The following is a 20,720-nucleotide window of genomic DNA, read 5'->3' as shown; positions in this document are numbered from 1 at the left end:
AGACAGCGCTGGCAAATGTGTGCTGTGCTATCAATAGGGGAAAGTATGAGGAATAATGATTGGACGCACTAGTGGTTCGATTTGTAATGGAGTGTTCGTTTTTTGAGTACAATTGGGTTTTCGCATTTTAAGCATATGGCGATTTTTGTGTCGGTGGTTGAGGCTGGCAGCTTTGCCGCCGCTGCACGTAAATTAAACACCAGTCGCTCGCGTATTAGTGAGCAAGTAGCTTTATTAGAATCTGTTTTGGATGTGCGTTTATTACATAGGTCGACTCGTCAGCTTGCTCTCACAGTTGAGGGGGAGAAAGTGTTTGCTAAGGCGAAGATGCTTCCGCAGTTATTGAATGATATTGAAAGTATTACTCGCCCATCCGAGCCGAGTGGCCGAGTGGCTATAAGTACTACTAACGATATTGCTATTAAGCATTTGATTCCTGTGTTGGGTGAGTTTCAGTTACGCTTTCCTAAGGTGCTGGTTGATCTTATTATTAGTGATGAAAAAATAGATTTAATCGCCGGTCAGGTAGATATGGCGATTCGCATTGGTCTACCTTCAGACGACTCGCTCATTGGTCGGGTTATGTATGAGGAGCGCTCGGCCTTGTATGCCAGCCCTGCTTATATTGCTCAATACGGGTTGCCTGTGAGCATGGATGATTTATCTAGTCACCGCTGGATTGCCCTCAATCAAATAACACAGGGAGGTGGGCAGAACCTGCTATATAAAGGAAAACACATTCATATAAGCCCCGATTATTATCACAAAACTAACTCGCCTTTAGTTGCCCAAAGTTTAACGTTGGCAGGCTATGGCATTGGTTTCTTGTTACCGGTAACAGTACAAAAGGAATGTGAAGCGGGCTTGTTAGTTCCCTTGCTGCTGGGAGCTAGCTCAATTAGTGCCGTCTTTACTTTAGTGTACCCGTCAAGGCGGCAAGTACCAGCCAGAGTGCGTTGCTTGATTGATTATCTATTGGCCGCAGATATGTTCAGCTCTGCCCAGAAATCCGAGATCAAGGTTAACTAATGTAAGAGGTACTGCTTCAAACTCACGTAAGGTGTGTCTGAAGCTCTAAAGAAACAAAGCGGTATACGAAAAAGTTGTGTGCCGTTTTTTAATAGGAAGAATTAGGTGTGTTATCAGGGTCGATTTCGCCATACACCTCTTCAGGATCAACATCGTTGATCAGCAGCGCCTCTCTTACTTTTTCAATATGCTCCAGCACCGCTTCATAGCGATCACCGTATTCATATTTAGTCACTTCAATCGCTTTAGGCATATAGGTAAAAGCGATTTTGAGAGCTATTAAAGCATCGTCGTTTATTTTATCGGTCATGGTGGTTTCCATTTATTGTAGTCGTAAATAATGTATCACTTATATGTTATTTACTACTCTATTTTTGGAGTCTTGATTATCATCTTTAATCTCTACTGTGCAGCAAGCCTAATAAAAAGAGTGTTGTGAAGGCTTTCTGAAAAACTTTGAATAAAAGCTTTTAGTAGGACATGAAATATATTTAAACAGCCTCTATCTGTAACAACCCTCTACCACGCTCTTGCACTTGCTGTGTGAGCTCGTGAACCGCCGTTGCCGTTATGCTGATTTTAAGTGTTACGGATTCCGCATATTGGCTGTCGATTATTTGTGTATCAAAGCTATGCAATATGGCATCCACTGTTGATGAAAGCGTATAAGGGTAGGTTAGTTCTACGGTCGCTCTAGGGTGAACTTCTTCAAATTGTGCCTGTGCTATCGCTTCTTTTACGCTGGTGGAGTAAGCGCGTACTAAGCCGCCGGTGCCCAGTTTTATACCACCAAAAAAGCGTGTGACGATTACACAGGCTTCGCCCACATTATTACCTTGCAGGACATTAAACATCGGCTTGCCTGCCGTGCCGGAAGGCTCGCCATCATCACTGTAACCAAAGCCATCTTCTGCGTGGGGTGTGCTGGTAATAAATGCGCTGCAGTGGTGGTTGGCAGATGGGGTTGTCGCTTTTGCCTGCTGTATACAGCTGCGCGCTGCTTCAATAGTCGATAGTGGTGTGATAGAGACATAAAAACGGCTCTTTTTAATTTCATATAGCGTTTCAGTAATTGCTATGGGTTTTAAGTAAAAAGCGTCGGCCAATGCGGGGTTCCATCTGCTTGATAACTAAGGTTATAGAAGTAAGCGTTTAAACGTCGGGTTAATGATATCAGAGTCTGTCATGTTGCTTGGTATATGACGCTCCTTTTAAATGAATTTATGCGCCTTGCTACGGTCTAATTTTGCATCCTTGGTGTTACACGATGTTTGAAAAACATTTGTAAAGGTTTTATGAAGAGCTGGATAAGGAGCGAAGCATGGATACGGTAAAGCATAATCTTACTAATCTGTTTCTTCAGCTAGGTTTGGCTGCAGAAGAAAATGATATTGAATCCTTCATTGGTAGCCACTCTGTTGATGAAGGTATCCCCCTTGAAGAGGCTGTTTTCTGGACACAAGGGCAGGCTCAGTTTATAAAAGAGAGCCGGGAAAATGATGCTGATTGGTCAGATATGGTTGATGAGCTTGATACATTGTTGCGTGAAGACAAGTAGCAGGTTAAGGTTTGTTGAGTTACGCATGATTGTTTAGAAAGTTGTATGAAATATCGCTTGGAATACAGTTTTAAATATTAGGACAGTGAATGAAAAAAATATATATCGCTCTAGTGGCTATCGTTTTAACGGCTGCAGTGTCGGGTTGTAGCACGGTTGAAGGGATTGGTAAGGATCTCAAAAAAGGCGGTGCCGCAATCGAGAAAGCTTCTAAAAGCTAGCCAGTATTGTTAATAAAAAGGGTGCCAATAGGCACCCTTTTTTTGTAGAAAACTCAAGGCTCATATTTACAACTTAAAGCTTAGTCATTAATTAATAAGATGATTAGATCTTTAGGTCCGTGTGCGCCCATTTGTAGTGTTTGTTCAATATCCGCACTGCGTGAAGGGCCTGTAATCATATTAACGGTACGTGGTAGGTCGCCTTTGGTTTTATCACGCAGTTTTTGCCACGCGTCTTCGTAGGGCCCAACAATGTCAGACCTTTTCAAAATGACAAAGTGGTTGTCAGGCAAAAAATTCAGTGTGGTTGGGCTGGTTGCTCCCGAATGCAGCATGAGTGTACCTGTTTCTGCGATGCCAGCAAAGCTTGTGGTTAAGCTGGCAACATCGCCTATTTCTGCAACGCGCTGCACGCAAGTAAGATTGGTAGCACTGCTCCAGTCAAGTGAAGTGATTTCTTCATCGCTGGCGGTTACTAGCGTGTTGATCTGCTGATCTTTTAACCAATTAGCACAGGTTTTAGGAACGTCGTTAATGCTCTCTAATTGATATATCTGGGCGGCGGCTTCTGTCGCCATTTCAATAAAGAGCGCTACCTGTTGGTCGTGTGGTAGCTGTGTGCGTTGTGGCACTATATTACGCGCATGCTTGTTGATCCGGTTAGTTACGGCTTGTCTTTGGTCTTGTGTGGCTTCACCACGTTTTAGGCCACGGCGAATGTTGCCAAGAATTTCTGCTTTACTCATAACATATCCTCCGTTAGCGCTGTTTACGTGATTTATATTGAGACATAAAGGTTTTGCCTCTGGGTGCTGGCATATCTCGGCCATCGGTCCAGCCGCCTGCCAGAGGGATCTTCTTGATATGGCCTTTTTTTCCCGCCATCACACGCAAAAACAAGTTGGAGCTGATAGAGAGTAAGCGATACAAGGTCGGGCGTTTAGCAAAGAAGGCCCAGCCGCCAATACCCCAGCGTACTGCTTTAGGGCTCAAATGCTTGGAGAACTCATCTTCACGCCAATGGCGCATCAGCTTAGGCAAAGGGATACGTACCGGGCATACCGATTCGCATTTTCCGCAAAATGTTGAGGCGTTAGGCAGTAACCCTGCCTCTTCAATACCAATCATTTTTGGGGTTAGCACTGAACCCATTGGGCCAGGGTAAACCCATCCGTAGCTGTGCCCACCAATAGCACCGTAAACCGGGCAGTGGTTCATACAAGCTGAGCAGCGAATGCAGCGCAGCATCTCTTGGAACTCACTACCTACCATTTCACTACGGCCGTTATCGACTAGGACCACGTGGAAGTTTTCGGGTCCGTCCTGATCTCCTGCTCTACGTGGTCCTGTCGATAAGGTGTTGTACACGGTAAATTCTTGCCCGGTTGCTGAGCGAGCCAGCAAGCGCAGGAAGAGTGTCATGTCTTCAAGTGTTGGCACTACTTTTTCAATCGAGGTCACAACAATGTGTGTTTTAGGTAATGTTTGCGTTAAGTCGCCGTTACCTTCATTGGTGACAATGATGCTGGAACCAGTTTCAGCGACTAAAAAGTTAGCACCGGTAATACCGACATCGGCACCGGCAAACTTCTCGCGAAGCATTTCGCGCGCTTCTTGCATCAGCACTTTAGGATCGCTTGATTTAGGGCGCTTGTGCTTTTCATGAAAGATTTCAGATACATCTTCCAAATTCAGGTGAATGGCTGGGGCGATAATGTGACTGGGGTGGTCGCCACGTAGCTGTAAAATATATTCGCCTAAATCTGTCTCGATCGGCTCTACGCCGTTCTTTTCTAAGTAGTCGTTAAGGTTGATCTCTTCAGAGACCATCGACTTGCCTTTGGTGACTGTTTTTGCGTCGACTTCTTTACAGATATCTAAAATCTTTTTGCAGGCATCTTCGGGCGTGCGACACCAATGTACATGTCCACCGTTTTTGATGACGTTCGCTTCAAATTGTTCTAAGTAGATATCTAGGTTTTCAAGTATGTGGTTTTTAAGCGTCGTACCTTCATCACGGAGCTGTTCAAACTCAGGCATGCGGGCAACGGCAGTCGAGCGTTTAACAGGAAAGCCTTCCTTAAGGTTACCCAGTGCTTTTTGTAAGCCAGCATCATGTAAGGCGATGCGAGCGTTTTCTTTGAATGCGGGGCTAGTAATTTGCATGACTGTATCTCCTATGCCGGTTGGCCAAGTTCGTAATCGGTATCGCCAATAGCGGGTTCATCAGTCATGCCTGCAAGGACTTCTACGATATGACGTGTTTCAATTTTGTGGCCTTGGCGTTTGAGCTTACCCGCCATGTTGAGCAAGCAGCCTAAGTCACCGCCTAATAAGGTGGTAGCACCAGAATCTACAATGTTCGATGTTTTGTTTTCTACCATGCGATTGGATATATCAGGGTATTTAACGCAAAACGTACCGCCAAAACCACAGCAGGTTTCGGACTCTTCCATCTCGCTAAGCGTTAAATTAGCAACCTTAGCGAGTAATTTACGCGGTTGCTGTTTAACGCCCAGTTCACGTAAACCTGCACAAGAATCGTGATAGGTGGCTTTTGCATCGTATTTGCTAAGAATTGTGTTGAAGTCCAGTACATCCGTAAGAAACGAGGTGATCTCAAATGCACGCCTTTTTAGATCTTCAGCCCGGGCTTTCCAAGGGTCGTTCTCTTCAAAGAGTTCAGTGTAATGATGCAGCATACCAATGCACGATCCCGATGGACCGACAACATATTCATATCCATCAAAGGCTTGAATCGTCTGGCGGGCAATGTCTTGTGTTGATTTCTTGTCGCCGGAATTAAACGCGGGTTGTCCGCAGCAGGTTTGTGCTTCTGGAACAGAGACTGTGCAGCCTGCGTTTTCGAGAAGCTTAATGGTTGCAAAACCGATGCTAGGGCGAAACATGTCGACCAGACAAGTGACAAACAGACCAACCTTAATTGGCTTTTCGGATGCGTGCATGGTGTTTACCTGAGGTTCTTATTCGTTAATTTTTATATTTAATACGGTGCTTGTATGCCTACAAAGATAGGCAAAGTGCTGAGCGAAATATATGCTACGTTATGAACTGGTCTGACCAAGAATATGATTAGTGTATAAAAAGAGGTAGGGATGGGCGAAGAACTAGCTAGCAAGGAGTCGCTAATAACTGTGCTCACTAAAAAGCAGCAACTCGACCGCTTTCTGCGGCATGAAATTGTCTCGGGCAGTATTATCCCGGGTCAGATGTTGCCATCTCAGCGCCGGTTAGTGGATGAGTTTTCCTTGGCTCGCTCCAGCGTTAGAGAGGTCGTTCAGCAGTTGGAGTTAGATGGTTTAATTTCGACGGCACATGGCGGTAGAAGCATTTGCCAAAATGTGATGGCGCAATATATAGATATGCCAGTGGAAGGGGTGGGGGATAACCTCGCTTTTCAGCTTCAGGTAATGGAGGCGCGCGCTTTTCTAGAAGGAGAGGCGGCATACTTTGCAGCGCTACGAGCCACTGATCAGCAGTTAGAGGGTATTGCCCGAGAATTTGAAAGAATGCAGGTTCGTAGTAAGGGGCTCACTACGCTGGATAAAGCTAAGGCGGATTTGCGTTTTCATACGATGATTGCTGAGTCCAGTCACCATGTATTAATTACATCCTTTAGTCAGCTATTTTATAACCGCTATTTTAATGCCATTTATGGGGTGCTCAATCGAACCTTAATCAAATTTGGTCGTTACCCAGATGGGATTCGCCTGCAGCATGAGCTTATTTATCAGGCCCTGTATAAAAGAGACGCCGAGCAAGCTAAAAAAATGGCTTCTGAGCATGTCCTTTACACGCGAAACTTACTTGAAAGTACTGATTAGTAGGGTTTTTAAGCGTTTGTGCATAGCAATATTAGTTGAGTTTGATAAAATGCGCGTCCAGCGTTGCGTACCTAGTTTGTACGATACGTTTAACACATTGATATAGAAGTGACCTGTCGTAGGGGTCACCACTGATAAACAAGGAAAAAAGATGCCTGTTATTACTCTCCCTGATGGAAGCAAACGCGAGTTTGCTAACCCTGTTTCTGTATTTGACGTTGCTGCCGATATCGGTGCTGGGCTCGCTAAAGCGGCTTTGGCTGGTAAGGTAAATGGTCAACCTGTTGATAGCTCATTTGTCATTAATGAGGATTCAGACTTAGCTATTATTACCGCACGCGACGAAGAAGGTGTAGAAGTAATCCGCCATTCTTGCGCACATTTGATGGCGATGGCAGTGCAGGCTTTGTTTCCTGGCGCACAGGTGACAATTGGCCCAGTTATTGAAAACGGTTTTTATTACGACTTTGCATATGAGCGCCCATTTACCTCTGAAGATCTAGAAAAGATCGAAAAGAAAATGAGCGAGCTAACCAAGCAAAATCTGCCAATTAGCCGTTCTGTGATGAATCGTGATGAAAGTATCGCCATGTTTGAGAAAATGGGTGAGACTTATAAGGTTGAGCTGTTGAGTGCTATTCCAGCTGACCAAGATCTTTCTTTTTACTCGCAAGGCGACTTTATCGATCTATGCCGTGGCCCTCATGTCCCTTCAACAGGTCACATTAAAGCCTTTAAGTTGATGAAGGTTGCAGGTGCATACTGGCGTGGTGATTCAAGCAATGCGATGTTGCAGCGTATCTACGGCACGGCGTGGGGCGATAAAAAAGAACTTAAAGCTTATTTGCACCGTTTAGAAGAAGCAGAGAAGCGTGATCACCGTAAACTAGGTAAACAGCTTAACTTGTTCCATTTGCAGGAAGAAGCACCAGGTATGGTGTTCTGGCATCCGCATGGTTGGACGCTATATCAGCAGATCGAACAGTACATGCGTGATAAGCAGATTAAGCATGGCTACCAAGAGATTAAAACACCGCAAGTCGTCGAGCGTAGCTTGTGGGAAAAGTCAGGCCATTGGGATAAATTCTCTGATCAGATGTTTACAACACACTCTGAAAGCAAAGACTTTGCTATTAAACCAATGAACTGCCCATGCCATATACAGGTATTTAACCAAGGGCTGCGCTCTTATCGCGACCTTCCTTTGCGTTTGGCTGAGTTTGGCTCGTGCCACCGTAATGAACCGTCAGGTGCTTTGCATGGCATTATGCGTGTACGTGGGTTTGTACAGGATGATGCACATATCTTCTGTGCTGAAAACGCAATCCAGTCTGAAGTGGCTAGCTTTATCGAATTTTTGCATGAGGTTTATGCTGACTTTGGTTTCACAGAGATTATTTATAAGCTTTCTACTCGTCCTGAACAGCGCGTAGGTTCTGATGAAGTATGGGATAAAGCTGAGAGAGCACTGGCTGATGCGCTTGATGCTGCTGAGCTTGACTGGCAAGAGCTACCCGGCGAAGGTGCTTTTTACGGTCCTAAAATTGAGTTTTCTTTGAAAGATTGCCTCGGACGTGTCTGGCAGTGTGGTACAATTCAGGTCGATTTCTCAATGCCGGGTCGTTTAGAAGCTCAGTTTGTAAATGAAGCTAATGAGCGTGAAACACCGGTAATGTTACATCGTGCAATTCTAGGATCTTTTGAGCGGTTTATTGGTATTCTGATTGAAAACTATGCAGGTGCATTACCGGCTTGGCTTTCTCCAGTACAGGCTGTTGTGATGAATATCACGGACAAACAGGCTGATTATTGTCAGGATGTAGTAAAAACACTGCAAAATAATGGATTTAGAGCCATTTCGGACTTGAGAAACGAGAAGATCGGCTTTAAAATTCGTGAGCGAACTCTTCAGAAGGTTCCTTTCCTTTTGGTAGTTGGTGACAAAGAGGTCGAGACGGGCTGTGTTGCAGTAAGAACACGCACAGGTGAAGATCTTGGCTCAATGAGTATCGAAGCATTCACCAACTTTCTGGCAAAAGATGTGGATCAGAAGGGTTACGAATAATTTTTAGGAGATATAACAATTAAGCGCGATAATAAAAGAGGTGCGCGTCGTGATAATCGCACACCCATTAACGAACATATTAAAGCTCATGAACTACGCCTAATCGGTGCTGATGGTGAGCAAGTAGGTGTCGTATCAATTAATCAGGCTCTTGACATGGCGCAAGAGGCTGAACTTGACCTGGTACAGATTTCTGACTCGGATCCAATTGTTTGTAAATTGATGGATTTTGGTAAACACCAATACGAAGTTAAGAAACAGCAGGCTGAAGCTAAAAAGAAACAGCATCAGACTCAGGTTAAGGAAATGAAATTCCGTCCTGCGACGGAAGATGGAGATTATCAGGTAAAACTACGCAACCTGGTACGTTTCCTAGAAGCAGGGGATAAGGCTAAGGTGACTTTACGTTTCCGCGGCCGTGAGATGGCTCATCAGGAACTGGGAATGAACTTGCTATTACGGATCGAAAAAGATCTGGAAGAGCAAGGGGTTGTTGAACAGCGTCCTAAGATGGAAGGCCGTCAAATGATCATGGTGATCGCCCCGAAGAAAAAGAAGTAATTTGTAAAGCAGCTTAACCCGTATCTGCCTTTTAGGTAGGAACGGGTTTTGTCGTTTCTCAAATGAAAAAAACTAACGAATGCGTGGAGATTTGTAATGCCTAAGATTAAATCTTGCCGCGGTGCGGCAAAGCGTTTCAAAAAGACTGCAAATGGCTTCAAGCACAAGCAGGCCTTCAAAAGTCACATTCTGACCAAGAAAAGCACTAAGCGTAAGCGTCAGCTTCGCCCGATGCTACAGGTTCATGCAGCAGACCGCGCTTTGGTCCGTCGTATGTTGCCGTACATCTAAGTCGTTTTTTCACTAACAGAATTGAATATAGGAAGGTAAAGAATGGCTCGTGTAAAACGTGGTGTTCAGGCTCGTCGCCGTCACAAGAAAATATTAAAGCAGGCTAAAGGTTATTACGGAGCACGTAGCCGTGTATTCCGCGTAGCTAAACAGGCTGTTATTAAAGCTGGTCAATATGCATACCGTGACCGTCGTCAAAGAAAACGTCAGTTCCGCGCTTTGTGGATTGCACGTATCAATGCTGCGGCACGCTTGAATGGTTTGTCTTACAGCCGTTTGATCGCTGGTATGAAAAAAGCTAGCGTTGAGATCGACCGTAAAGTACTTGCTGATCTTGCTGTTCACGAACAGGCTGCATTTACTGCTGTTGTTGAGCAAGCGAAAGCTGCTCTAGCATAAGGCACCCGCCTCTTTCGAGAGGTAGCTATTCATTGAAATAGCCGCAATATTTTAAATAGGGGACGGGTGCAAACTCTTCCCCTATTTTTTCGGTTATTGTGCTGAGTTTTGGTCGCTGATTCGCTTCAGGATAATTCAGCAGAATAACTGTATTTTCGAGTATTACACTCTCATATTCCTCCCAATCAATTGGAGCCGGAAATGGAAAACATGACAAGCCTTCTGGAACAAGCTAGTGCCGCCGTTGCCGCAGCGAATAGTGTTCAGGAGCTAGATCAGGTACGTGTTGATTACCTGGGTAAAAAAGGTCCACTTACCGCATTGCGTAAAGGTTTGGGCAAGCTAACAGCTGAAGAACGTCCAATTGCAGGTGCCAAAATTAATGAATTGGTACAGCAGGTCACTGAGCAAATAAATGCGCGTAAAGAGCTTCTTGAAAGTGCTGCACTAGAGTTAAAGCTGGCATCTGAAACTATCGATGTCACTATGCCTGGTCGTGGTCAAAGTTTAGGCGGACTGCACCCCGTTACTAAAACGATGGAACGTATTGAGTCCTTCTTTGCGGGTATTGGTTACAGCGTCGCAGAAGGGCCAGAGATCGAAGATGATTACCATAACTTCGAAGCACTGAACATTCCTTCGCACCATCCGGCACGTGCAATGCACGATACTTTCTATTTCAACGCTAATACCCTGTTGCGCACACACACTTCGGGTGTACAGGTGCGTACCATGGAGACTCAACAGCCGCCTATCCGTATTATCTGTCCTGGGCGTGTTTACCGTTGTGATTACGATCAAACGCATTCGCCTATGTTTCATCAGGTAGAAGGTTTGTTGATTGATAAGAATATTAGCTTTGCTGACCTTAAAGGCACGCTAGAGCAGTTTTTGCGTGAGTTCTTTGAGGAAGATGTAAAAGTTCGCTTCCGTCCTTCTTACTTCCCGTTTACAGAGCCTTCGATTGAAGTCGATATTGATCGCGGTGATGGTAAATGGCTGGAAGTACTCGGATGTGGAATGGTGCATCCTAAAGTATTTGAAATGTCTGGTATCGACCCTGAGGAATATACCGGATTCGCATTCGGTATGGGTGTAGAACGATTGGCAATGCTGCGATATGGCGTGAATGACTTACGTCTTTTCTTTGAAAATGACCTGCGTTTCTTGAATCAGTTTAATTGATTCAAGCGGGTTAATTAAATTATTGAGCAGTGAACTAAAGACTTTCAGGATAGCAGCATGAAATTCAGTGAAAAATGGTTACGTGAGCTGGTAAATCCAGCCATTCAAACGCAAGCGTTGGTAGATCAAATTACCATGGCGGGGCTTGAAGTCGATGAAGTGGCATCAGTTGCTCACGATTTCTCTAATGTCATAGTGGCCGAAATATTGACCGCTGAGCCACACCCTAATGCCGATAAGCTTCAAGTCTGTACGGTGAGTGATGGTACTGAAGTGCATCAAGTTGTATGTGGTGCACCGAATGCGCGTGCAGGCCTTAAAACTGCTTATGCTCAAGTGGGTGCATTATTGCCAACACCTGAAGGTGGTGAGTTTAAAATCAAAAAAGCGAAACTTCGCCAGGTTGAATCTTTTGGTATGTTGTGTGCTGAAGATGAACTAGGCATGTCTGAAGATCATGCTGGCATCATGGAGTTGGCTGCTGATGCGCCTAGCGGTGTTTGTCTGCGCGAATATTTGAACCTAGACGACAAAATTATTGATGTTGATTTGACACCCAACCGCGGTGATTGCCTGAGCATTAAAGGGCTAGCGCGTGAAGTGGGAGTGTTGAATAAAGCACCAGTTACCTTTGTTGACATACAGCCTGTAGTGCCGACGATCGATGATACATTCTCAGTAACTTTGGAAGCGCCAGCTGCTTGTCCTCGTTATCTTGGGCGTGTGATTCGTCATGTGAATATGGCTGCGCCAACACCTCTATGGATGGTTGAAAAGCTGCGTCGTTCGGGTATTCGTTCTATCGACCCTGTGGTTGATGTTACTAACTATGTTTTGCTTGAGCTAGGCCAGCCGCTACATGCGTTTGATCTTAATAAGCTAGAGGGCAGCATTCAAGTGCGTATGCCTGAAGCGGGTGAAAAGCTGACATTGCTTGATGGTAACGAAGTTGAATTAAACACGGATACCTTGGTTATCGCGGATAACAACGGCCCTGTTGCTATGGCTGGAATCTTTGGCGGTGAAAGTACAGGTGTTACATCAGAATCTAAGGATATTTTCTTGGAATGTGCTTTCTTTGACCAAATCGCTATTGCCGGTAAAGCGCGTGCTTATGGTTTGCATACAGACGCATCGCATCGCTATGAACGTGGCGTTGATTGGCAGCTTCAGCATGAAGCGGTTGAGCGTACGACGCAGCTATTACTTGATATCGTAGGCGGCGATGCAGGACCTATTTCTGAAGCGATTAGCGAAGAGCATTTACCTAAAGCGCGTTCAGTTAAATTACGTCATAGTAAAGTAAATGCTATGTTGGCATTCGAAATGCCCGCAGATGAAATTGAAGAGATTCTTACTCGTTTAGGTATGCAGATTGAAACGACTGCAGATGCTAGCTGGCAAGTCGCTATTCCATCGTATCGTTTTGATATTAGTATCGAAGTAGATTTGATAGAAGAGCTAGCCAGAGTTTATGGGTACAATAATTTACCGGTAAAACTGCCAACGGCAGCCCTACCTTTTACGTCCAATGATGAATCAAAAGTAGCGATCCATGATGTGCGTCGTACCTTGATTTCGTTTGGCTACCAAGAGGCGATCACTTATAGCTTTATTGAAACCGGTCTGCAAAAACTCTTTGATAATCAATACGAAGCATTGGCACTAGCAAATCCTATCTCTGCTGAGATGGCCGTCATGCGAACTACGATCTGGCCTGGTTTGGTTAAAGCCTTGCAATACAATCAGAATCGTCAGCAGTCTCGTGTACGTTTGTTCGAAACGGGCCAAAGATTTTTACCAATCAATGACGAACTTGTGCAAGAAAATGTATTGGCGGGTTTGTTGTCGGGTACGCGTGATCCGGAGTCTTGGACAGGTAAATCACAGCCTGTAGATTTCTACGATATTAAACGCGACATTGAAGCCGTGCTTAATCTTGGCGGTGCAGGTGATCACTTTACCTTTGTTGCAGATAAGCATGTTGCATTGCACCCTGGTCAGACTGCTCGTATTGAGCGTGGCGGTGAGGTTGTTGGTATTGTTGGGGCGCTACACCCGTCACTGGCTAAGAAATTAGATGTAAGTGGGCCGGTTTATCTATTTGAGATTAGCTTGGAAAGCCTGCTGCAGGGACACATTGCGCGTTTCTCTGAGTTGTCAAAATTCCCAGAGTCCAGACGTGATTTAGCGCTGATTGTTGATGAAGCTGTCGCGTATGAAAGCATACGCAAAATAGCGGAAGAGAATGCTGGTGAGTACCTAAAACAGATCACCTTGTTTGACGTATACCAGGGCCAAGGTATTGAAGCAGGACGAAAAAGTATTGCTTTGGGCTTGACCTGGCAGCATCCATCGCGCACTCTTAATGAAGAAGAAATTAGTACAGCTGTACAATCTGTGCTTGCAGCACTGGATAGCGGTGCCGGAGCGACACTAAGAGATTAAATAGCAAAGGTAGAGTTCATGAGTTCTTTAACGAAGGCAGACATGGCAGAACGTTTGTGTGATGAGTTAGGTCTTAACAAGCGTGAAGCCAAGGATATGGTTGAATCCTTTTTTGATGAAATACGTGAAAGCCTCGCAACGAACGAGCAGGTTAAGTTATCAGGCTTTGGTAATTTTGATCTGCGCGACAAGCGCCAGCGTCCCGGTCGTAACCCTAAAACGGGTGATGAAGTGCCTATTTCGGCGCGTCGGGTTGTTACTTTTCGTCCAGGACAAAAACTTAAGGACCGTGTAGACGCCTATGCAGACACCAGGTCCGAACCAGCCTGATCTGCCTGCAATACCCAGTAAACGATACTTCACTATTGGTGAAGTATCAGTGCTATGTGATGTAAAAGCGCATGTGCTGAGATATTGGGAGCAGGAGTTTGAGCAGATAAATCCAGTGAAGCGTAATAACCGGCGTTATTATCAGCAACAGGATGTGTTGTTGATTCGCCAAATTAAGAGCTTACTGCATGAGCAGGGATATACTATTAGTGGTGCCAAGCAGTGGTTTGGAAGCCAGCAAGGGAATGATGAAAATCTTCGCTACAAACAACTGTTAAGGCAGACTATTAGTGGCCTTGAAGATATTTTGAAAACTCTGAAATCGAGTCGTTAAAAAACTTCACAGAATCATCACCTTAGGGTAGTATATCGGTCCTCTTCAAAGCGTAACTAGAAGAGGTTGCAGGTTCCACCCTGCTGAAAAGAGTTAGTATAGTTTTCGGAATGTAGCGCAGCCTGGTAGCGCACTTCGCTGGGGGTGAAGGGGTCGTAGGTTCGAATCCTATCATTCCGACCATTATACTAACGAATTTCTATTTTCTGCTTTTATGTTGCTGTAATTCCAATTCCATATAATTACTTCTAACGCCTCACTTTTTTAATACGTGCATATTGTTAAGATGCGTCTATATTTACGCAACTAATCTTCTTTTGCTTTTTTCGTTTTAATAATGTATCTGCACATTGGTCATCACTGTTTAAGATCGCAATACATTCCAAACACTGTACACATTCGTTGTAGTCAATCTTACCGTTCCGCTTAATGGCTTTTATCTCGCAGCGGTTATGACATGTTTGGCAAGGTGTTCCGCAGAAGGGAATGCGTTTTAGCCACTCAAAGCGCCGTAATGCTCCTAGTATTGCCAATCCTGCTCCAAGTGCGCAAAGATAGCGACAATAGAACTTGTGAATAAACATTCCACCAACCAGTAGTGCAAGCGCATATAATACAAATGGCCAGTGCCTGACAAAGACTAACGTAATACTGGTTTTGAAGGGTTCCACTTCAGCGAGCCTTTCAGCCAGGCTTAGCTCATAAAAGGAAACGGCGACTAACCCAATCAGTATTGGGTATTTAAGGTAGATTAATTTTCTGTGCTTGTTTTCTGATAGCCGAATTTGTTTAATACCCATCTTTTTGCCGCACCAAGATGCCATCTCCTGAAGCGCCCCAAAAGGGCACAGCCAGCCACAAAATAAACCACGTCCAATAACAAATAGGCTGATGAAAGTAACGACCCAAAGAATAAAAATGATGGGGTCGAGTAAGAAAATGGTTATATCAAAGTCATCAGCAATGGCATGAAGTAGTGTGAATATATTGACGACAGACAGTTGCCCCTGAGCGTAGTAGCCAGTAAATAAAAGCGTAAACCAGAGGTAGCCCCAGCGAAACTGATGAAACCTTACCGTATTACGGCTGATTTTATCTTGCTTGATAAAGGCTACGAATAAGATGATCAATGATGTTAATAAAATAACAATTTGTGGTATTCGATCTTGCCAGATCCTTATCCATAGAGGCGTTTGGGTGTGCTGCTTAACTTCGACAGGTATCCATTGGGAGTTGGGGAGCTGGGCCGTATTGGTGAGGGATAAAGAATCAGTGATGAGGTGGTTGCGAGGGAGGTTAATATGCATTCCTATGTGAATTTTACCGCCTAAGTCGAAATTGGCTATATCTCTAATTTTAAAGATTGCACTTTGAGTAATTTGGGGTGTATTCGTACTGACGAGCAACGTCTCTTCATCAGGCGCGTTTATATCTTTAATTTCGATATTGAGGCCCCCTTGATGAATTGATAATCGAGAAGGAACGGTTCCCGGTATAAAATCGTCAGCCAGGTGTCTATACAAGCCATTGGAGCCTATCCAGACAAGGTGATCTCCCGGCTGTAGCTCCTTCATTAGCTTTTCATATGTTGTTTTACCTAATAAGTTGCTGCCGATATCAGGTGCATTTAAATAAGCGTAATAAAGCTCTGTGAAAGTACTGGGGCTGTTATTAGAGTCATCATTAAGATCAAAGAGGTGACTATAATCTGAGTATTGTCTTCCTAATGAATTAAATACATCTTCACTGCTAATATTCCATTGATGAACCAATCCGTTAGCAATAAGTGCTGGCCAATCCATGCTTTCTACTGAGTCTGTGCGTTTTTTGCGCAAAGCTGATTGGGATGGAAGAGAGAAACCTTCAAGCTTGTCACGTGCTACCTGTAATGCCGTTGCTAATACTACATCGTTGACAATCATGACCGATATAGTGGCTTTTGTAACACCATCAAAGAAAACAGCGCCAGCGGCATCAGAGCTTGCTTTACTTTTTTTAGTACTGGATATAATGACCTGTTTTTTAATTGAGTGCCCGGTGTACTGATCTGTAAATTGATCTAATGCTTCGTTTCCTAAGCCATGTAAGAATACTGGTTCATGGTGTTCCATTACTTTTACTTTGCTGAATACCCCATTAGCTTGTAGCCCTATTAGTAATTTAATTGGCTGGCCAGAGAACCCTGGTAGGTTGTTGATTTCATGGGATAGCCAAGCGTAACCGAGTAACTGGTTTAGTTGGTAGACAGGGTATACGGGTAGGCCTGTTTGTTTTTCGCCAACACGTGTAGCTTTAGGAAAAATGGTACGAATGTGAAGAGGGGGAGTGAGTGATAATTTCTGTGAGCTTTGTACTAGACTACTTTTTTGTTCTTGGAAGTCTGCATAAGTACTGACAGGGTAGAGCACAAGTAATAATGAGAGTAATAGCGTTGCTAATCGTATTGCCATTAACGCAGCAGGCAATATCGTTAGGAGCCAAGCATATACATTTAGCTGGGATGCTGAATATATGTTGTTCTGTATCGGACTGATAAGCCTCATTCGGTGCACTCGATGAGTCAGGATAATACAGATTAATTTGACGGTTTGTCTGTTTGTGAACAATCCTTCTGTAGATGTGTTTTTATAGGTCTAAAGTGGTGCTTTTTCTGGCGTGCGTAACGCTTCCCATGCCGTATATTGGCTGAGAAATACTTGCCCTGTTAGATCATCTAAAAAGTGGCTGCGTTTAAGTTTATCCATGACTGGCCCTTTTACTTCTGAAAGATGAAAAATAACACCGCTATCTTTAAGGCGTGCATTAATGGCCTCTAAACTTTCTAAAGCAGACGCATCAATGAGGTTTACGGCGGGGCACATCAGTATCAGGTGCTTTACGGTTGGGGTGAGGGCCACTAATTCATAGACTCTGTCTTCTAGGTAGCGCGCATTAGCAAAATACAGGCTCTCATCTATACGCAGTGTAAGAATATGCTTGTCGGTTTTTACTTCGTGGCGATCGATATTTCTGAAATGTTCCGTTCCCGGTACTTGGCCGACTAAAGCACTGTGGGGCTTACTGGTACGGTGCAGATGTAAAAATATGGAGAGTCCTACTCCGGCAATAATGCCTAGTTCAACACCTTGCACTAGTGTGACTATTATTGTGACCAACATGGCTGAAAAGTCACTGCGTGAGTATGTCCACGTACGCTTTAGTGCAGCAATATCGACCAGTGACAACACGGCAACGATAATGGTGGCTGCGAGTGTAGCCTTAGGTAAGAAAAAGATTAAAGGTGTGAGCAACAGTGTTGCAATGGCAATGCCAATGGCGGTAAATGCACCGGCAGCGGGTGTTTCTGCGCCCGCATCAAAATTTACGACAGAGCGAGAAAACCCTCCAGTAACAGGAAAACCGCCAGAAAATGATGAGGCGAGGTTAGAGGTTCCTAGGCCTATAAGCTCTTGGTCAGGAGATATCCGCTGACGACGTTTTGCCGCGAGTGTCTGTGCTACCGAAACAGATTCTACAAAACCAACAACGCTAATCAGTAAGGCTGATACAAAGAGCTGTTGCCACAGGTCAGGATCAAATGGGGGAAGTGCTAGTGAGGGTAAGCCTTGAGGGATAACGCCAATGACTTTAACGCCTTGGTTTTGTAAGTTTCCTCCCCAGGTAATGAGTGTTGTAATGATTACAACAAAAACGGGGCCTGCTTTAGCGATAAGGTCTGAAAGTCGAGCGTTTAACCCGCCGCGTAGTAGTAAGTTCTTAAGGTTCTTTCTTGCCCAGAACAGGAAGGCTATGGCGCCTATACCGATGACTACTGTGGCTAGATTAGTCTGTGTTATGTGGTTGCAGAGGGCTAATAGTATATCGAGTAAATTATGCCCGCTCGCCTCAATACCGAGAATATGTTTTAACTGGCTGGCCGCAATGATTAGCCCTGACGCGGTAATAAAGCCAGAAATAACTGGATGGCTAAGAAAGTTGGCAAATAAGCCCAGTTTAAAAATACCCATTAAAATTAACATGGCCCCTGAAATAAAGGCTAATGCTATTGCTGCGGTTAAATACTGTTCTGTTCCTTGTACAGCTATATTGCCAATAGCCGCCGCTGTCATGAGTGAAACCACAGCAACCGGTCCTACAGCTAAGGTGCGGCTGGTGCCAAAAATGGTATAGGCAATTAATGGTAAAATACTGGCATACAAGCCTACTTCAGCAGGCAGTCCTGCCAGTAAAGCGTAAGCAAGGGATTGTGGGATCAGCATAATCGTTACAATGACAGCAGCAATGGCATCACTGCTAAACATTTGTCGATCGTAAATTTTCATCCACTCTAAAATCGGCAAATAACGTTTGAACATGCTGATTATCCTTATGCTAGTACGTCAATGATTTTGATCAATATTACAAAAGATTAATCGGCACTTTCAGATAAGCTTGCCCATTATCTTCTTCTGCTGGCATCTTACCTGCGCGCATGTTGACTTGAACGGACGGTATCATTAACTGAGGTGTCCCCAAGCTTTTATCTCGCTCGGTACGCATAGCCGTAAAATCGGCTTCGCTGGTGCCTACATGTATATGAATGTTGTTAAGGCGCTCTTCGCTTACGCTGCTTTGATTAGCGTAGTTATTTCGCCCTGGTGCTTTATAGTCGTGGCACATGAACAAGCGAGTGGTATCGGGTAGAGCATATATTTTTTGAATTGATTGATATAAATGGGTTGCATCCCCACCTGGAAAGTCACAACGTGCTGTACCATAGTCAGGCATAAATAAGGTATCACCGACAAAAGCAGCATCGCCAAATAAATAGGTGATGCAAGCCGGTGTGTGGCCGGGTGTATGAATCGCTTTGCCTTCTAATGAGCCTATCGTGATAGTGTCTTGGTCATTAAAAATCTGGTCAAACTGACTAGCGTCTCTTGCGAACGCTTTACCAGCATTAAATATGTCACCAAAAGTACGTTGTACCAGTGGAGTATGGGCTCCAATGCCGGTACGCCCCCCTGTTTTTTTCTGTAGATAAGCGCTGGCAGATAGATGGTCTGCATGGACATGTGTCTCTAGTATCCAGTCAACTATTAGTGCGTTTTCTGTTATGAATTTAAGCATGGCGTCTGCTGAACGAGTAAATGTGCGCCCACTTGGATAATCAAAATTAAGAACTGAGTCGATAATTGCGCAGTGCGTAGAGTCAGTAGCATGAACGACATAGCTGAAGGTGAATGTATCTTCATCAAAGAAAGATGTGACCACTGGAGACATGATCAAAACCCCAAAATGTGATTTTGATTATAATAATATATTTTTTTGGAATATGCTTTGTTTTAGTTTTTTTATGAGGGCTTGTGGATCATGTGTCTATTAGAAGTAAGGTCATATGCCATATCGCAATATTCAAGTAAGACAGCTATAAATTTTTGTATTGTGAAGAGGGATGTCACTCGCTTGTTAAAAAAAAGGCCAGTCTATGATAGCTGGCCTTATTTAGTAGATCTTACATCGCGTTAAACTGTATTAGTTGTTTTTCATGTCCGGCATATTGCGGCCGTAGAAAATCTCGTTCATCTCTTTGAAAAGACGCTCTGATACTTCTTCTGCTTCATTATCTTTCAGATCATTCACCGTAGTTCCGAAGAGGTATTGGTCTAGATCGTAATCATTTAGCATCATTTTGGTATGGAAAATATTTTCCTGGTACACGTTAACATCCAGCATACGGTACTGGTCGTGAATATCTTGGCTAATAAAGTTCTGAATAGAGTTAATGTCGTGATCGATATAGTGTTTGACACCTTTTATGTCGCGGGTAAAGCCGCGTACTCGATAATCGATTGTAACGATATCTGACTCTAATTTGTGTATCAGATAGTTGAGTGCTTTTAGTGGAGAGATAATGCCACAGGTAGACACTTCGATATCTGCTCTAAAGGTACAAATACCATCATCTGGGTGGCTTTCTGGATACGTATGGACACAGATATGGCTCTTATCTAAGTGAGCAACGACTGAGTCAGGTAGTGGACCGGGTTGCTCCGTCTTATCAACATCATCAGAGTCTTTTAAAGGCTCTTCGGCAACCAATATAGTAACGCTGGCACCTTGGGGCTCATAGTCTTGACGAGCTACGTTAAGGATGTTCGCGCCAATGATATCGCAAACTTCACTTAAAATTTCTGTAAGCCTGTCAGCATTGTACTGCTCATCGATATATTCAATATACTCGGCTTTTTGTTCGGCCGTTTGTGCATAGCAAACATCGTAGATGCAGAAGCTTAAGCTCTTGGTTAGGTTGTTAAACCCTTGTAATGTAATTTTACCGTTCGATGACAACGTCGTAAGTCTCCAACCGTTGCAGACCGCGTAAATAACGCACTGAATGATAGTTCAACCCAGTATGGATTGAAGGCGAACTTTATTTTATTCGAGGCTAGCCAAAACACAAAGAATAATTTGT

General features: G+C 44.1%; 21 protein-coding genes and 1 tRNA gene. 13 read left to right on the top strand and 9 right to left on the bottom strand.

Going from position 1 to position 20,720, the window contains the following annotated elements; genetic code table 11:
- Positions 1-102: 102 nt before the first annotated feature.
- A complete protein-coding gene (locus NEJAP_RS13730; protein WP_236590938.1) occupies positions 103-1,029 on the top strand; it encodes a LysR family transcriptional regulator in 927 nt (308 codons plus the stop codon).
- Between the two features lie 88 nt (positions 1,030-1,117).
- Here the strand turns inward: NEJAP_RS13730 and NEJAP_RS13725 are convergent, their stop codons facing one another.
- Together NEJAP_RS13725 and NEJAP_RS13720 are read right to left on the bottom strand one after the other, a co-directional pair.
- Positions 1,118-1,339 (bottom strand): hypothetical protein, encoded by a 222-nt coding sequence (locus NEJAP_RS13725; protein ID WP_201347766.1) that lies wholly within the window; start codon positions 1,337-1,339, stop codon positions 1,118-1,120.
- Between the two features lie 181 nt (positions 1,340-1,520).
- Positions 1,521-2,135: a YigZ family protein gene (locus NEJAP_RS13720; RefSeq protein ID WP_201347765.1), complete on the bottom strand. Its 615-nt coding sequence runs from the start codon at positions 2,133-2,135 to the stop codon at positions 1,521-1,523.
- Positions 2,136-2,350: 215 nt separating this feature from the next.
- Here NEJAP_RS13720 and NEJAP_RS13715 point away from each other — a divergent pair, with 215 nt between their 5' ends.
- Positions 2,351-2,587, top strand: coding sequence for a DUF2789 domain-containing protein (locus NEJAP_RS13715; protein ID WP_201347764.1), 237 nt, complete (start codon positions 2,351-2,353; stop codon positions 2,585-2,587).
- A gap of 89 nt (positions 2,588-2,676) precedes the next feature.
- Positions 2,677-2,808, top strand: coding sequence for an entericidin A/B family lipoprotein (locus NEJAP_RS13710; protein WP_201347763.1), 132 nt, complete (start codon positions 2,677-2,679; stop codon positions 2,806-2,808).
- Positions 2,809-2,888: 80 nt separating this feature from the next.
- Here the strand turns inward: NEJAP_RS13710 and NEJAP_RS13705 are convergent, their stop codons facing one another.
- The 3 genes from NEJAP_RS13705 to NEJAP_RS13695 are packed head-to-tail and all read right to left on the bottom strand — an operon-like array spanning position 2,889 to position 5,774.
- Positions 2,889-3,554, bottom strand: a complete 666-nt coding sequence (locus NEJAP_RS13705; protein WP_201347762.1) for a LutC/YkgG family protein — start codon at positions 3,552-3,554, stop codon at positions 2,889-2,891.
- A 13-nt stretch (positions 3,555-3,567) separates the two neighbouring features.
- Complete coding sequence (locus tag NEJAP_RS13700) at positions 3,568-4,974, bottom strand: LutB/LldF family L-lactate oxidation iron-sulfur protein (protein ID WP_201347761.1); 1,407 nt, start codon at positions 4,972-4,974, stop codon at positions 3,568-3,570.
- An 11-nt stretch (positions 4,975-4,985) separates the two neighbouring features.
- Positions 4,986-5,774 carry a (Fe-S)-binding protein gene (locus tag NEJAP_RS13695; protein ID WP_201347760.1) on the bottom strand — a complete coding sequence of 263 codons (789 nt, stop codon included), beginning with the start codon at positions 5,772-5,774 and terminating at the stop codon, positions 4,986-4,988.
- 150 nt (positions 5,775-5,924) lie between these two features.
- Between NEJAP_RS13695 and NEJAP_RS13690 the strand changes: the two genes are divergently transcribed.
- The 10 genes from NEJAP_RS13690 to NEJAP_RS13645 all read left to right on the top strand — a co-directional run bounded on the left by NEJAP_RS13690 (position 5,925) and on the right by NEJAP_RS13645 (position 14,449).
- Positions 5,925-6,653: a FadR/GntR family transcriptional regulator gene (locus NEJAP_RS13690; protein WP_201347759.1), complete on the top strand. Its 729-nt coding sequence runs from the start codon at positions 5,925-5,927 to the stop codon at positions 6,651-6,653.
- A gap of 151 nt (positions 6,654-6,804) precedes the next feature.
- Positions 6,805-8,718, top strand: a complete 1,914-nt coding sequence (gene thrS / locus NEJAP_RS13685; protein WP_201347758.1) for a threonine--tRNA ligase — start codon at positions 6,805-6,807, stop codon at positions 8,716-8,718.
- Between the two features lie 18 nt (positions 8,719-8,736).
- On the top strand, positions 8,737-9,279 hold the full coding sequence (gene infC, locus NEJAP_RS13680; RefSeq protein WP_236591145.1) for a translation initiation factor IF-3: 543 nt from the start codon (positions 8,737-8,739) through the stop codon (positions 9,277-9,279).
- Between the two features lie 96 nt (positions 9,280-9,375).
- Positions 9,376-9,570, top strand: coding sequence for a 50S ribosomal protein L35 (gene rpmI, locus NEJAP_RS13675; protein WP_028471401.1), 195 nt, complete (start codon positions 9,376-9,378; stop codon positions 9,568-9,570).
- 42 nt (positions 9,571-9,612) lie between these two features.
- Complete coding sequence (gene rplT / locus NEJAP_RS13670) at positions 9,613-9,969, top strand: 50S ribosomal protein L20 (protein WP_028471400.1); 357 nt, start codon at positions 9,613-9,615, stop codon at positions 9,967-9,969.
- A gap of 201 nt (positions 9,970-10,170) precedes the next feature.
- On the top strand, positions 10,171-11,154 hold the full coding sequence (gene pheS / locus NEJAP_RS13665) for a phenylalanine--tRNA ligase subunit alpha (protein WP_201347757.1): 984 nt from the start codon (positions 10,171-10,173) through the stop codon (positions 11,152-11,154).
- A gap of 57 nt (positions 11,155-11,211) precedes the next feature.
- Complete coding sequence (gene pheT, locus NEJAP_RS13660; RefSeq protein WP_201347756.1) at positions 11,212-13,602, top strand: phenylalanine--tRNA ligase subunit beta; 2,391 nt, start codon at positions 11,212-11,214, stop codon at positions 13,600-13,602.
- Positions 13,603-13,620: 18 nt separating this feature from the next.
- Positions 13,621-13,932, top strand: coding sequence for an integration host factor subunit alpha (ihfA, locus tag NEJAP_RS13655; protein ID WP_028471397.1), 312 nt, complete (start codon positions 13,621-13,623; stop codon positions 13,930-13,932).
- Entirely contained in the window at positions 13,904-14,266 is a 363-nt protein-coding gene (locus NEJAP_RS13650) for a MerR family transcriptional regulator (protein WP_201347755.1), read from the top strand. Before ihfA ends, NEJAP_RS13650 begins: the two co-directional genes overlap by 29 nt.
- A 106-nt stretch (positions 14,267-14,372) precedes the next feature.
- Positions 14,373-14,449 (top strand) — tRNA-Pro (locus tag NEJAP_RS13645).
- A gap of 98 nt (positions 14,450-14,547) precedes the next feature.
- Here NEJAP_RS13645 and NEJAP_RS13640 read toward each other — a convergent pair.
- From NEJAP_RS13640 to speD, 4 genes are all read right to left on the bottom strand, one after another.
- Positions 14,548-16,716: a 4Fe-4S binding protein gene (locus NEJAP_RS13640; RefSeq protein ID WP_201347754.1), complete on the bottom strand. Its 2,169-nt coding sequence runs from the start codon at positions 16,714-16,716 to the stop codon at positions 14,548-14,550.
- 183 nt (positions 16,717-16,899) lie between these two features.
- Positions 16,900-18,621 carry a SulP family inorganic anion transporter gene (locus NEJAP_RS13635; RefSeq protein ID WP_201347753.1) on the bottom strand — a complete coding sequence of 574 codons (1,722 nt, stop codon included), beginning with the start codon at positions 18,619-18,621 and terminating at the stop codon, positions 16,900-16,902.
- A gap of 43 nt (positions 18,622-18,664) precedes the next feature.
- Positions 18,665-19,531, bottom strand: coding sequence for an MBL fold metallo-hydrolase (locus tag NEJAP_RS13630; RefSeq protein ID WP_201350639.1), 867 nt, complete (start codon positions 19,529-19,531; stop codon positions 18,665-18,667).
- Between the two features lie 249 nt (positions 19,532-19,780).
- Positions 19,781-20,596 (bottom strand): adenosylmethionine decarboxylase, encoded by an 816-nt coding sequence (gene speD / locus NEJAP_RS13625; RefSeq protein ID WP_201347752.1) that lies wholly within the window; start codon positions 20,594-20,596, stop codon positions 19,781-19,783.
- Positions 20,597-20,720: the final 124 nt, after the last annotated feature.

The sequence above is a fragment of the Neptunomonas japonica JAMM 1380 genome, assembly GCF_016592555.1.
In the GTDB taxonomy this organism is placed as follows: Bacteria; Pseudomonadota; Gammaproteobacteria; order Pseudomonadales; family Balneatricaceae; genus Neptunomonas; species Neptunomonas japonica_A.
This window is presented reverse-complemented; position numbering and strand designations above follow the sequence as displayed.

Coding starts and splice junctions, on each gene's coding strand:
- rplT (WP_028471400.1), top strand. CDS start 9,613: ATGGCTCGTGTAAAACGTGGTGTTCAGGCTCGTCGCCGTCACAAGAAA.
- NEJAP_RS13710 (WP_201347763.1), top strand. CDS start 2,677: ATGAAAAAAATATATATCGCTCTAGTGGCTATCGTTTTAACGGCTGCA.
- NEJAP_RS13635 (WP_201347753.1), bottom strand. CDS start 18,621: ATGTTCAAACGTTATTTGCCGATTTTAGAGTGGATGAAAATTTACGAT.
- NEJAP_RS13695 (WP_201347760.1), bottom strand. CDS start 5,774: ATGCACGCATCCGAAAAGCCAATTAAGGTTGGTCTGTTTGTCACTTGT.
- NEJAP_RS13690 (WP_201347759.1), top strand. CDS start 5,925: ATGGGCGAAGAACTAGCTAGCAAGGAGTCGCTAATAACTGTGCTCACT.
- NEJAP_RS13640 (WP_201347754.1), bottom strand. CDS start 16,716: ATGGCAATACGATTAGCAACGCTATTACTCTCATTATTACTTGTGCTC.
- thrS (WP_201347758.1), top strand. CDS start 6,805: ATGCCTGTTATTACTCTCCCTGATGGAAGCAAACGCGAGTTTGCTAAC.
- NEJAP_RS13700 (WP_201347761.1), bottom strand. CDS start 4,974: ATGCAAATTACTAGCCCCGCATTCAAAGAAAACGCTCGCATCGCCTTA.
- pheS (WP_201347757.1), top strand. CDS start 10,171: ATGGAAAACATGACAAGCCTTCTGGAACAAGCTAGTGCCGCCGTTGCC.
- pheT (WP_201347756.1), top strand. CDS start 11,212: ATGAAATTCAGTGAAAAATGGTTACGTGAGCTGGTAAATCCAGCCATT.
- NEJAP_RS13650 (WP_201347755.1), top strand. CDS start 13,904: ATGCAGACACCAGGTCCGAACCAGCCTGATCTGCCTGCAATACCCAGT.
- NEJAP_RS13705 (WP_201347762.1), bottom strand. CDS start 3,554: ATGAGTAAAGCAGAAATTCTTGGCAACATTCGCCGTGGCCTAAAACGT.
- NEJAP_RS13725 (WP_201347766.1), bottom strand. CDS start 1,339: ATGACCGATAAAATAAACGACGATGCTTTAATAGCTCTCAAAATCGCT.
- ihfA (WP_028471397.1), top strand. CDS start 13,621: ATGAGTTCTTTAACGAAGGCAGACATGGCAGAACGTTTGTGTGATGAG.
- rpmI (WP_028471401.1), top strand. CDS start 9,376: ATGCCTAAGATTAAATCTTGCCGCGGTGCGGCAAAGCGTTTCAAAAAG.
- NEJAP_RS13715 (WP_201347764.1), top strand. CDS start 2,351: ATGGATACGGTAAAGCATAATCTTACTAATCTGTTTCTTCAGCTAGGT.